The organism is Arthrobacter livingstonensis (genome assembly GCF_003219815.1).
In the GTDB taxonomy this organism is placed as follows: Bacteria; Actinomycetota; Actinomycetes; order Actinomycetales; family Micrococcaceae; genus Specibacter; species Specibacter livingstonensis.
This window is the reverse complement of the sequence record NZ_QJVD01000019.1, coordinates 18460-30826: the sequence shown is the minus strand read 5'-3', so window position 1 is coordinate 30826 and position 12367 is coordinate 18460. Positions and strand designations below refer to the sequence as shown.

At 58.1% G+C, this 12367-nt stretch carries 8 protein-coding genes; 4 read left to right on the top strand and 4 right to left on the bottom strand.

The window, feature by feature from the left end:
• Positions 1 to 1001: 1001 nt before the first annotated feature.
• Both CVV68_RS24955 and CVV68_RS16105 read left to right on the top strand, forming a co-directional pair.
• Positions 1002 to 1295: a tyrosine-type recombinase/integrase gene (locus tag CVV68_RS24955; protein WP_110502030.1), complete on the top strand. Its 294-nt coding sequence runs from the start codon at positions 1002 to 1004 to the stop codon at positions 1293 to 1295.
• 178 nt (positions 1296 to 1473) lie between these two features.
• Entirely contained in the window at positions 1474 to 2355 is an 882-nt protein-coding gene (locus CVV68_RS16105) for a hypothetical protein (RefSeq protein ID WP_110502029.1), read from the top strand.
• A gap of 250 nt (positions 2356 to 2605) precedes the next feature.
• Here CVV68_RS16105 and CVV68_RS16100 read toward each other — a convergent pair whose 3' ends face one another.
• Positions 2606 to 3316 (bottom strand): hypothetical protein, encoded by a 711-nt coding sequence (locus tag CVV68_RS16100; RefSeq protein ID WP_110502028.1) that lies wholly within the window; start codon positions 3314 to 3316, stop codon positions 2606 to 2608.
• A gap of 134 nt (positions 3317 to 3450) precedes the next feature.
• Positions 3451 to 4557: a hypothetical protein gene (locus CVV68_RS23235; RefSeq protein ID WP_146238927.1), complete on the bottom strand. Its 1107-nt coding sequence runs from the start codon at positions 4555 to 4557 to the stop codon at positions 3451 to 3453.
• A 186-nt stretch (positions 4558 to 4743) separates the two neighbouring features.
• Here CVV68_RS23235 and CVV68_RS16095 point away from each other — a divergent pair, with 186 nt between their 5' ends.
• The gene (locus CVV68_RS16095) at positions 4744 to 5229 is read left to right on the top strand and encodes a hypothetical protein (protein ID WP_146238926.1); all 486 of its coding nucleotides are present in this window, start codon (positions 4744 to 4746) and stop codon (positions 5227 to 5229) included.
• Between the two features lie 158 nt (positions 5230 to 5387).
• On the opposite strand, the gene CVV68_RS16090 is transcribed toward CVV68_RS16095, so the two are convergent.
• Together CVV68_RS16090 and CVV68_RS16085 are read right to left on the bottom strand one after the other, a co-directional pair.
• Positions 5388 to 6455, bottom strand: coding sequence for a CHAT domain-containing protein (locus CVV68_RS16090; RefSeq protein ID WP_110502026.1), 1068 nt, complete (start codon positions 6453 to 6455; stop codon positions 5388 to 5390).
• Between the two features lie 1929 nt (positions 6456 to 8384).
• Entirely contained in the window at positions 8385 to 9329 is a 945-nt protein-coding gene (locus tag CVV68_RS16085; protein WP_110502025.1) for an FUSC family protein, read from the bottom strand.
• Between the two features lie 783 nt (positions 9330 to 10112).
• On the opposite strand from CVV68_RS16085, the gene CVV68_RS16080 reads away from it, so the two are divergent.
• The gene (locus CVV68_RS16080) at positions 10113 to 12320 is read left to right on the top strand and encodes an acyl-CoA dehydrogenase family protein (protein WP_110502024.1); all 2208 of its coding nucleotides are present in this window, start codon (positions 10113 to 10115) and stop codon (positions 12318 to 12320) included.
• The last annotated feature ends 47 nt before the right edge of the window (positions 12321 to 12367 follow it).

The following is a 12367-nucleotide window of genomic DNA, read 5'->3' as shown; positions in this document are numbered from 1 at the left end:
CAGTTGCGCCAAATCAGATCGCACGATGATCCGTATGTCTGTTTCTGAGAGTTCGAAAACACGGGATTAGAACAAAAAGTCTTTGTCAGCATACAAGCCGTGACCTTCAGACGGGTTTTGGGCTCAAACGGCCGATGAATGTAACCGACTCATTAGAAACGCATTAAATTGGACGACAACTGCCGCCTATTCACTACCATCCATTGTCATGCACTCTTCGCACTGACAAAGGTCAGGAATGGCTTTTGACTAGTCGAAATAGGCGATCGAGACGACAGCGGGGGTCATGGGTTCGAATCCCATAGGAGGCCCATTGGTGGTCGATAGTCGTCAGCACTGCTCAAAAGTCCCGGAATTGCGGGGTTTTTTGGTGGTGGCGGGGCGTAGTTCAACGCGATGGACGCCTTAGAATGCAACCGTCGTCGGTCCGAATCCCATAGGGGCCTGGATTCCTCAAGCGGTCGAAGGGCGCACGAAAAACCCGGAATGACGGGGATTCTGGGCGTGTTGGCCCGGTGCCGCATGCCCCTCGGTGTCCTTTCGTGCGGCGCCCAGGCGGTTATCCCTTCGAACGCAACGGTCGTCGGTTTGAATAGCTACTCAGGGTGACGTGTAACCCGCTGACCTGCGGTTTTAGCTGGGGGGGTGCTGCAGCGAGATGCGCCGTCGCGACCGGGCTCATTAAAAACTCATTAAATTCGGTCCTGTCCCGACAACGTGAAGCTGACATCGAAAGCGTCTTTGGCAGGGGTCTCGAGACTGTTGTTGTACGTAGACGTGGGGTGCCTTGCGGATCAACTATCTGGACTGTCTTTACCAACCAATCGTATTTGCCACACGGGGATGACTGTCAGGTTCTGGGGCTGTTGGCGTGGCGGTTGTATTTTCGATGCAGTCTTCACACGTCTCCGCCGATTGGCTTCCGACAACCCCGTAAAGACTTACGACCGAGCCTTTGACCACAGGGGTCCTACCGTTACGCCTTCAAGCCAGCGGCGGACGTGCTGGGGATTCCGTCCCTGAAGTTCCACGAGCTGCGGCACACGTTCGCCTCGCTGATGGTGAGCTTCGATGTGCAGATGTTTGAGTTGTCGCGCTTGATGGGCCACAGCTCCGTCACTGTCACAGACAGCGTCTATGCTCACATGTACAAGAAGGACTACTCCGAGCTGCGCCGCCGGATCACCAAGGCAACGCAGCCCACAGCTGATTCAGGAGCGAAAAGTGAGCCGAAGTCAGCGAACCCGAGAGGAGATTCTGCGCGACGTCGGAAACCTACACGCGACGTGGGCTGAACGGCACGAGGCAACGGTGGAGTGGCTAGCCGAGGAACCAGAAGCCAGCGTGGATGCCGGGGCTTCGGCTAGCCAAGAGCGCGAACTGCAAGACGCCTTGGCACCGCTTCTTGCAGAGCTAGCGAATTTGGCTGAGATAAATTAGCGGCGTGTCAGTGCCGGATGGTCTAATCAAATAATGGCCTACATACCCTTTGATGCGACCGAAGAAGAGATCGCGCAGATGTCGATCATCCGTGAGGGCATCCCAACGATTCTGGCGGAGCCGCTGAAGAACTGGCTGGCAGAGTCCCTTTTTGTTAGGTCAGGTTATCAGATCAAGGAATTTGCCCTTGAGCTGCAACTTGAATTGAACATCAACCTTGGGTTTACGGCAGGCCCTGATTTGACGAGCAAAGCCTTCGCGGACACCGTTTTTCTCTCTGACGAGAAAATGATCATGAGGGTTTTGGATTACTTGTTGTACACGATGCCTCGTGGATACCGAACACCTAGCGAGGAACTCGCTAAGTATCTCAACCTTTATCGCTCGAAATATGCTGTTGTCTTAAGCGATAACATGTCGCGCGTGGGCTATCGAGTCACCGAAGGACTCGAAGAGACTATGCAGGAAGCGATCAACGCCGCAGACGCCACTGCGGGAAAATTGCTTGCTGAGGCTTGGGAGTACGCCTTCGGGCTCGACGGCAAGGCTGAAGAAGCCATGGACAAGGCCGTGAAAGCGGTCGAAAGAGCGGCAACGCCGATTGTGTCACCGAACGATCTCGCTCCGTCGTTGGGGAAGGCTGCCATTGTCGTCAAACAGCAGGGCGACTGGGTGCTGGGTCTGCGATCCAACGACAAAGCCTATCCTGGCGTAACACTGCACCACATGATGGAGACTCTGTGGCACGGGCAGCATTACCGGCACGTGGACAAGAATTCAATCCCGCCGACGATTGAACAGGCTCGTGTTCATGTCATGCTGGCCGCAACGCTCGTAGGTTGGTTCGCTTCTGGGCAGATCGTGCGAGACAACGCTTTGCCCCAGCCGAAGAACTGGGAAAAACTCCAACCGTAGCGATCCCGCTTTCCCGGCGGAAAACCCGTCCAACCGCGCCTCTCGTCTGTTAACGAACACTCCCGAAGTGTCCCGCTTCCGAGTGGAGAAAAAGACCGGATATCCGGTGCATGATCGGTAAAGATCGTCAATCTCAGGGGCAGAGAGCTCGCCCCGGGTGACCAGATCAGTTCCCTCGAGGTGGTCTTGAAAGAGCTTAACGGCGGGCTATCTGGTAATCCTTGCAGCAGAAGCCAGCAGTGCGTCAACCTTAAGACGCGGGAGCAAACTGCGGCCAATTCGGGACGACGCCGTTCACCGAGGCGGCAAGGGCAACGATCGCCTCCGGTGACATGAGCATGGCGTGGTCAGAGAGGTTCACATGAGAACCGACATTCATGCCCACCAGGTTGCCGCCTTTATCGATAGCGGGGCCGCCAGAGTCACCTTCTTGGCCGTTGGGGAACATGATCCGGACTGGGCCAGCACTCTGGGTCGAGTGGTGCTGGGCAACGCTGAGAGCCGGAAAATCACTGCGACGCCCAAGCTGCGTGACCATTTCGCCAGCCATGTGAGCGCCAATATCTGCTGGGAGGTCGAACGCGTCGTACATGTCCAGGACGGGGTTGTCTGTCTGAATCGGGATCAGAATGAGATCGGCGATGGTTCCTGGTCGCTCTGCTCGGAGCAAGTACTTGAACCTCGGAACCCTTTCGTTGTCATGGTCTGGCGTGAACAATTCGAAATTCGCGAGCGTCGTCATCTCACCTTCTCCAAGAGAGCTCTTAGTATCAATCAGAAATATCTGGTTCGCCCACACGTCCCACTCTGCCCTGGGTGCGAGCTCGAAGTCGCAAAGGTGGGCTGTAGTGGTCAAGAAAACCTCACCGCTTATGCGTACAAAGAATCCGCTACCAAATCGGACTATGTCTGTTCCGGGGACGAGGGTCAAAAGTGGTGCAACTACCTTTTCAAAGTCCATATGTACACCGTATGTTGCGGCCGACATCGGTTCAAAAAGCTCGAACAAAACTGTCCCGTCAGAGCAAGGACGGCAGTGGGCAAAGTAGTCTGAAGCTTCCCGGGAATCATGCCGCCATTTTTGACGGCGGGCGTTCAGTCGTCCACAACCACGCCGTGAGCCCACGTGTCTCGTAATTCAAACGGTACGAATTGAGTGCGAAAGGCAACTCCAGTTGTTCTGCTTAGAGGACTGCCATCTGGCGGTGTTGTTATCGGGTGTCGCATGCCTACCACCGCCTCGCCAAGAAGCCCTTGGGGCGTCGGTGACAGGGGCAAGGGAGGGAAATCTGCAATGGGAATATCGCCATTTGGGAAGTGCTCAGCGGCTGCTACATGAAACATTGCGGCGTGGGCGACGGCCATCATCCACGTCTCGGCAAGCATCTTGGTTGGCTTGAGGTTGAGGGTAGAAATTTCCAGACCTTGCTTAATTCCATCTTGTTTCGGAGCTCTAGCCAAGTAATCCATTGTTACTCCATCAAAAATGTCGACAGCTTCGTCACCTATAAGTGAGCTCAGGGGAACGGTGCCGTCCGCATGAGGCGCTTTGGTTGTAAATGTTAGACGCCGGTCATTGCGGGCCCTTACCGACAGCCCATGTTTCACTTTGTTGTGAGCAGCATTGATATTTACATCGTTGCGGACGAGTAGGTCCATTGCGTGGTGCAGCCAATCTGCGACGACGTTGAGCGCTTGCGTTATTTCTGCTTCTTGCCCATGCCCATTGGTTGCGTGCTGGTTGGTCAGAACTAACTGCCAGAACCTGTCATGGCCTTCATCGCTTACAAGATGAGCCCTGGCCTGGTCGACTAAGGTCTTGGTGAGATTTGGGCCCTCTGCTACGGCGGCCCATACGCTTCGTGCTGGTCCTTGTTGTGGAGCCCCGATAGTAAGGCCATGATAAAGGCGGACCAGTGTCTCGGCAGCATGATGTCGCACTGCAAAGGCATCGGTAGCTATTTGCAGTGTTCGGTCTCGATTTGTGAAGTTGAGAATGTTAGGGGAGCCTTCAAGACCGAGCTCGGATGCGAAGTCAATGGCATCTTGCGCTGTTGGTACCTGCTGGCCCTGCCTAATGGTCGACAAAATAGAAGTGATTCGCGACGAAAAATAGCCGAGTGGGCGAGACTGGAAAAAGCTGTCGTCCAGTTGGGCCGCTAGCTCGGGGGAGAGAGTGGGGCCGGAGGGCTGAGTGAACATGGCGTCGTGCTCCTTGCTAATTGCTGATCAAATTCTGGTTCCTGTTTAGGGTGCCGACGTCCGTGCAGCCACCTACTGTGTGGCGGAGTAGCCATACCATTGGCGCGTCAGCATCGGCGGGAATTTAGTTTGAGTTGATGACTGGCGGTTCTCGACATTTATCTATGGTCGCGGCACTAGGATCAGGTGAACACCAATTTTAGTAGAAGCTGCGGTACGTGGTCCTGGAACGGTGTGGCAATCCATGTCGACCAACGAATGCCGATGCAATGGCGGATAAGGGACGTTAAAATGTCGTTAGAGAATAGCCTGCCAGACGATAGGGAGATTATTGCCGCATTCGAGGGGTACGTTGATGAGAGAGCAACAAACGGCGTGATTTTTGCAAAGTCGGTAATCTCGATTACTTTTGACGGCACAACTGTCATGGTCGTCTTCGAGCCATCGTCTGTGGGCGCCTCCGATGGAGCTTTCCTTGGTGCTAGTCCGTTCGAGACACTTGCGGAGTTCGTAGGCACGCCAATTGCATTCGCTGACGAAGAGGGGCGCCGACTACGTTCTCGCGTTGAAAAAGTGCACGTGGCCTTCGCCGATGGAAAAGACCTCGGCACAATGACGACCGCCGCATTATACCGCAAGGGTGCGGGCGATGAATGGAAGCCAGGTTTGTAAATCTTGCGGCTGCGTCCGAATAATGGGGCGACAGATACCTGGTGCCATCGCTTGTCTTCGCCTCAATCGCCGATCTCGTTTGGTGGTTTGAGTCTCAGGTGTGCCGCCGTCGAATTGGGTACCACCTCCAAGAGAGCCGAAAAGACAAGCCACAGAAACTAAAGCCAGCTGGCTGGTTCAACAAGGATTGTCGAGGTAGGATCAGCATCCGGCGCATGAGCGAGAGTAGGCAGGGCCGCACCGTCGAGGCCTGCAAGCTCCAAGGCGACTCGACCTGAAAGATGAGCTGACCTAATGGATTGGCCATTGGCCACCGCGGCATAGAACTGTGCGGCGTAATTGATAGCGTCAGCATCATCGATGCTATCGGCCATGCCAATCGCGAATGGAGTTACGTTTGCAACGACATCGTCAATCTGCGAGGCGGAATTGCAAGAATTCAGCAACACCAATAGTGGGGGATCGTCCGTAGCTTGAATTGCCCTCGAGAAAGCCTGGGCGGTGACGACGACGCCTTCATGATGTTCGTCGGTGTCGTCTTCGAACATGATGAGATCGTGGTCGCTGTGACCAGAAAAGTGAACAATGTGGGGTCGAAATCGCGTAATTCCATCAAGTAGATCTACCGTCGTCGCTGCAGGTCTGACGTCGAGTTCAATCTGATCGCGGTGTAGAGCTGACTCCACCGCGGTACGAATGCGCTTCTGTTCACGCCCGACCCGCAGGTCTCCTTCAGAGGCCGCCCCCAATATTAGAACCCTCAATTTTTCAGGCTTGGGCGCCGGCAATGTCCGAAAAGCCCTATCAGCAGTCGCCTCTGCACCAGCCAACCGCGCTTCCAATGCGGCCCGTTCAGCAGCGTATCGACGATCAGATTGCTGCTGGTCACGCTTTCGCTTCTGCTCAGCAGCTACACTTTCCTTGCGCTCAGCATTGGTCAGCCTCGTCATCAAAGTCGATTCATCCTTCATCAAACCAGCCGCTTTTGCCTGCCATTTGCCAGCTTCTTTGCCCGCGGATTCGGCTTCTTTGTCTTTGCGCTCCGACTCCCGTAACTTGCTTTGCCTCGTCGATTCACTGCTGGCCTTGGAAGCCGCAAGTCGCGACTTTGCACTCTCGCTGCGCTTCTGGGACTCCTTCGTACGGTTCTCCCCAGCCTTAGTTTCAGCATCGGTCCGCTGCTTACGCTTACGCTCTAACTCACTTCGATACTGGCTCGAACTCATGCAATTTTCCTTAGATGTTGAAGGTGGGGGTTGCAGGGGAGATCATCGGGCAGTAGGAACTCAGCCCGATGATCTCCCCTAAGGCTTCGACCACAGGGTGGACTGGGCGCTAGATGCGAATCGTCTTGCCGCACTTACCGCAGCGAATTAGTCCGTGCTGAGTCACTTTGACTCCAACGAAAGTGTGGCGACAGTGAGGGCAAGTGAGTGTAGGAACCGACGGCATTTTTGGTGACTCCTTAGTTGCTGCCGTCTCGAATGAGGCGGCTATTGGAGAGCTTACGGTGAGCCACTGACATTCTTCTTCCTGCGACCGCCGGCTGCGGAAATAGCCGTTTGAAATTGGCATGCAATGTGTGTCGTGTTCCTGTCCTTGGAGCAAGAAACTTTGACGGGTCTATCGTGCAGATCTTGGTGACCGACGTTCACAAGACATTGATTAGTGCTGGCCGGGTACACAGACGCTGGCCTTGTGGGCTGAGCTGGCACGCTTCCCGTTCGCGTTTGCGAGCCGGTTCTGGGCATCTTGGCCCAGAAGTCACTGATGCGGCATTGAATATTTTGGGATGGTTATGCATTGGTCTGAATGAGTGGGTGAATGTAACCGACTCATTAGAAACTCATTAAATTTAGTGACAACTGCCGCCTTTTCAGTACCATCCATTGTTGCGCGCGTTTCGCACCAACAAAGGCCAGGAACGACCATTGGCAAGTCGATATTGACGATAGAGGCGACAGCGGGGGTCATGGGTTCGAATCCCATAGGAGGCCCATTGGTGGTCGATAGTTGCCAACAGCCCGCAATGATGGGCGTTTTGGCCGCGAAATGGACAGTTTTCATGGGCAATGACCGCATAGAATGCAATGGTCATCGGTTCGAACCCGACAGGGGATCTCGGGCAGAAAAGCCCGGATTTACAGGGTTTTTCGCAGTGACGGGGACGGTTTCGGCCCCGTCATTTCGTGCTTAAATGGCTTTGGTGTTCGAACGCAACGGTCGTCGGTCGGAACCCGACATTTGGTCTGGGTGGCGCCGCTGACCTGCGGATATGCTGTGGGGGAGTGGCCTTGAAGTGCGCTGTTCGGACCGAGCTCATTAAAGAGACCGGCATTTCGTGTTTAAAACGCCGAGCGACCCCGACCTTTTATCGGTGGAGATCAAGGCTAAGCCGTGGTGAAGAACGTGATTCAGAACTTGGTGCCGGCGTCGATTGTGACTTTGACAGTCTGATCCTTCAACGGCTCATCGATTGGGTACGTCACTGTGGCCCCGCCTTGCACTGTGCAACCGGATCGGCCGCATGCAGTCTCTTTTGAACGATGTTGGTCTCCCAATCACCTGGTCCATCGCAGTTCACAGTAGTACCCAGCTTCTTGTATCCAGAAGGTAGCGGGCCGATCTGAATAGTTGAGGACCCTGTGCCGCTAAATTGTTTCAGGACCGGAGCTGAGGCCGCCGCATTTTCTACCCTTGGTCTCTGGACCTCGAACGCTATCGCATCGTGAGCTATCGACTGGGGTGAAGTTGAAACTTTTGCCTTCCCTGATGTTGCTGCGGGGGAGGAAGCGGCATCGGTGCACCCTGAGAGGGTATGAGTTCCCAACACAGTGGCGCGCGACAATGACAACGTAATATTCATCCTCCCCATGGATGCAAGTCCCCAACTCACGATGCAGGACAGGGTGTCGCCGATAAATGTATGGCCATAAAGGTGCGCCCACATGCTGCAATTTCCGCGCATTCGAACCTGAGCCAGCCGTCGACGTCCTACAATTATCCGGCCAGGGTTCCCTTGCGGATCGCTGGGCACTGCGAGCTCAGGAACTTGGGAATGCGACATTTAGCGGTGAAACCACACCCCTCCGTGATACTGCATCAGCAGATGGGGGTAACGGGGCATGCTGTCGTACAGGGATGGCGTTGGAGTTTTAGCCGGAGACGGCCTCACGCCGGGATTCCCAGTGCCGAAGCATTAGGGCGAGCAGCACCGCTGCGATAATTCCGATCACCGTGAAAATGACTCGTTCAACGGTCAGTTCGAATCCGCGCTCGATGTCCCCGAGGGAAGCGAAGATCAACAGCATCGGTGTCAAGGCCAGGGCCTGCATGAGGTATGCCCCGCCCATGGAATACCAGACCAGGAAGAACAGGCACAGTACAGCCACTGTGACGGCGCCCCATACGGGTAGGAACAACACGGCCAGCAAGGCGATAATGGCCCCAAGGAAGGTGCCGATGAGGCGTCCGTTGAGGGTCTCGCGCCGCTGATTGGCCAATGGCCGCAGGGCCATCAGAACTGTCACCGCGACCCAGTACCCATGGGGGATGTTGTTGGCCAAGGCCCAGTACATGATCGCCGCACACAATAGGCCCACCGCGATGCCGTGCTCCCACGCGGTGCGTTTTTCCACCGGAAGTGTCGGGGCCTGGAACTTGAGCAAACGGGTGATCAGGGCACCAGCCAAGCCACCGGCAAGGATCCACAGAACTGCGGACCACCAGGGGAGGTTGATGGGACCGGGACCAAAGAGGATCACCATGACCGGAGTCAGCGAGAGCAGTCCGGCCGAGCGCTGATTGGTAGCCGCAAAGAGGATCGCAGAGACGAACATGAGAACCGCGATGGCCCAAGGCGTTGCGCCTGCCAAGGACGCCAAACCGCCGAGAGCGGCACCCACGGTCACCAGTAGCGCGGCTTGACGCGGCTTGCTTACGGGTGTGACCGCCATCCCCAGGCCCATGGCCAGACCAAAGCCCATGCTGGCCGAGGCACCTCCCAGCACGCTGACGATGACGGAAGGAACCATAATTGCCACTAGAAGCTTGAGCGTTATGGGCAGGGTTCCCGGTTGGGGACGGCTAAAGATCGCCATGGTGCCTTTACCTTTGCGTGAGTTGCTGGGCAGCAGGAGTGCCAACCCTTCGCGGGCGGATGTGGTGAACAGATCAGCATCACTAACCACGATACCGGCGCGAAGTCACCTCGCACCCAAGAACGGGCGTCATTATCCTCACGGCAGGAATCGCCCCGCAGATCCGCGGCGTCTGCTACACCCGCAAGATGCGCGGGTGGTTCCATGGGCTGTTGACCACACCTGTCCGCCCCGTCGCGCTTGGGCGTGGCATTGTGTTTTCTTCGAGCCGAACAAGCGAGTCTCGCCGAATTGTTAGGGAAGTTTTCTCATCCGCCCCAAGGCTGACTCAACCTCCGTGTATCGTTCCCTGGTCATCGCGAACCGGAGGTGGCCTCGGACTTGTCCCTGATTTTCGACGTCGGAACCCACTTGAGGGTTCGCGCCGAGGCCTGTGCCGCTACCTTCATTTCACGACCGCGCAGAGCCAAGTCCTTGCGAACCTTCCGTAGGCAGCGACTCCCGCAGAGGTGCGATATTTAGCGTCGAAAACCACAGGCCTCGACGTCACCGAACCACGCCAAAAGTCGCCATGCTGCCCCTGGTAGAGCACACCGCCTCGGGGCATGGAAGGACGGTACGCCGGGTCCACTAGGTAGATCGCCAACATTTTGAAGCCTAACGTCAGAAAACTATTGCTTGCATCACAAAATTAAACTAGAGTCTAGTTTCAGTTATTGAATTAGCCGCTGGACATTGCGTACCCCCGTCGGGAACCGCCGTCCGTGATCTTGGAGTGATTAGATGCCGCTGTCCCTCGCCGAAGAGCAAGCCGATCTGGCCGCCGCCGTATCCGACTTTGCCGACCGCTTCGCCGATATCCGCCTGACCCGCGAAAACCTGGAGGCCTGCGGTGCCGGGGGCCGTCCCCCGCACTGGGACGAGCTCGTGGAGAACGGGCTGCATGCCCTGCACATCAGTGAAGAGCGAGGAGGGCAGGGCGGCAGCGTTGTTGACACGGGCGTTGTAGTCGAGGAATTCGGACGTCGGCTGGTTCCCGGCCCGTACGTCTCCACGGTCCTGGCCAGCGCTGCCGTGGCCGGTGCCGCGGATTGCAAGGCATCCACGCACGGCCTGGACATTTTCGCAGAAGGTGCCACGGGCGCCCTCGTCATGCCAACCCCCGCCGTCACGGCTGTCGCCGAGGGCGAGGGCTGGACGCTCAGCGGACGGGTGCCGGTGGCGTCGCTGCTCTCCGCCGAATGGCTCGTTGTCGGTTTCAACGACGGGGCGGCCACCCGCTTTGCGCTCGTTGATGCCGAGAGCGCGGGCGTTTCCAAGGTTGCCGGCAACTGCACGGACCTGACCCGCGACGCCGGAACGCTCGTGCTGGACGGACTGGCGATCGACCCCCAGGACGTTCTGGCGGGCCTCGATGCGCAGTACGTGGAAACCCTGCAGGCCGGCCTGCTTGCCGCGGAAGCATCGGGCATCATGCGCTGGGCCGTGGAAGCCACCACTGACTACGCCAAGATCCGCGAACAGTTCGGCAAGCCCATCGGCTCCTTCCAGGCCGTCAAGCACAAGTGCGCCAACCTGCTCATCGCCTCCGAACTGGCCACCGCTGCCGCCTGGTCTGCGCTGGTGGCCCTGGACCAGGATGCCGACCAGCAGGCACTCGCGGCCGGCTCCGCGATCCAGGCGGGCATTGTCCCGTCGGTGGACGCACTGACCGAAGCCGTCACGATCTTTGGCGGCATCGGCTACACGTGGGAGCACGACGCCCACCTGTACCTGCGCCGCGCCATTGCCGCGGCGGCCCAGGTGGCCCCGGCGGGTGCCGGCGCCACCGCACTGGGCCGAGCGGCCCTGGAGCTTGACCGCCGCATCGACATCGAACTGCCGGACGAAGAGCCCGCGTTCCGCCAGCGCATCGGCGCGCTCCTGGACGAGGCGGCTGTGCTGGCCAACGAACACGACGGCGGCCGGTGGAACTCCCGTGGCTCGCAGCGCACGTTCCTGGCCGAGAACGGCCTTGCAGCCCCGCACTGGCCGGCCCCCTACGGCCTCGGCGCAAGCCCCTCCGAACAGGTCGTCATTGCCCAGGAATACGCCCGTCGCGGGCTCCTGCAGCCCTCATCGGTGATTGGAGAATGGGCCATGCCCACGATCCTCGCCTACGGCAGCGAGGACGTTAAGGAACAGTTCGCCCTCCCCACCCTGCGCGGCGAACTCATCTGGTGCCAGCTCTTCTCCGAACCCGGTGCCGGTTCCGATCTCGCCGGCCTGTCCACCCGCGCCGTGAAGGTCGACGGCGGCTGGGAACTGAGGGGGCAGAAGGTCTGGACCTCCGGGGCCCACGAAGCGGACTGGGGCATCTGCCTCGCGCGCACCGACGCCGACGTGCCCAAGCACAAGGGCCTGAGCTACTTCCTCGTTGACATGCGCGCCAAGGGCGTGGACGTCAGGCCGCTGAAGCAGTCCACGGGCGACGCCGAATTCAACGAGGTGTTCCTGGACTCGGTGTTCATCCCGGACACCTACCTGCTGGGCGAAACGGGCCAAGGCTGGCGAATCACCGCCACCACGTTGCAGAACGAGCGCACCCAGATCTCCGCGGGCGTTTCGGCCGGAACCGAGGAGTCCCTGCGCCGACTCATCACTGATGGCGGCTACGCGGCAACCGCCGACGAGGCCTACGCGACTTTGGGCCGCATTGTGGCCGTCAGCTCCGCCATTGGCGCCCTTAACCTGCGGGAAACCCTGCGCCAGGTCAACGGACTCCAGCCCGGCGTTGGCTCGTCCCTGGCGAAGGTCGCCCACGCCCGGCTCTCCCGTGAAGCCGCCACCCTGGTTCTGCAGCTGGCCGGCCCGGCAGCACTGTTCGCCCAGGCGCCGGCGGATGCGGTGACCGGGCTGCTGGGTGTGCCCCAGGTCCTCATTGGTGGCGGAACGGTTGAAATCCAGCTCAATGTCATCGCCGAACGCATCCTTGGGCTGCCCAGGGGATAGGCCCTGCGCCGGCCGCAGGAACGCTGCGGCGACGAACAATCCTTCAG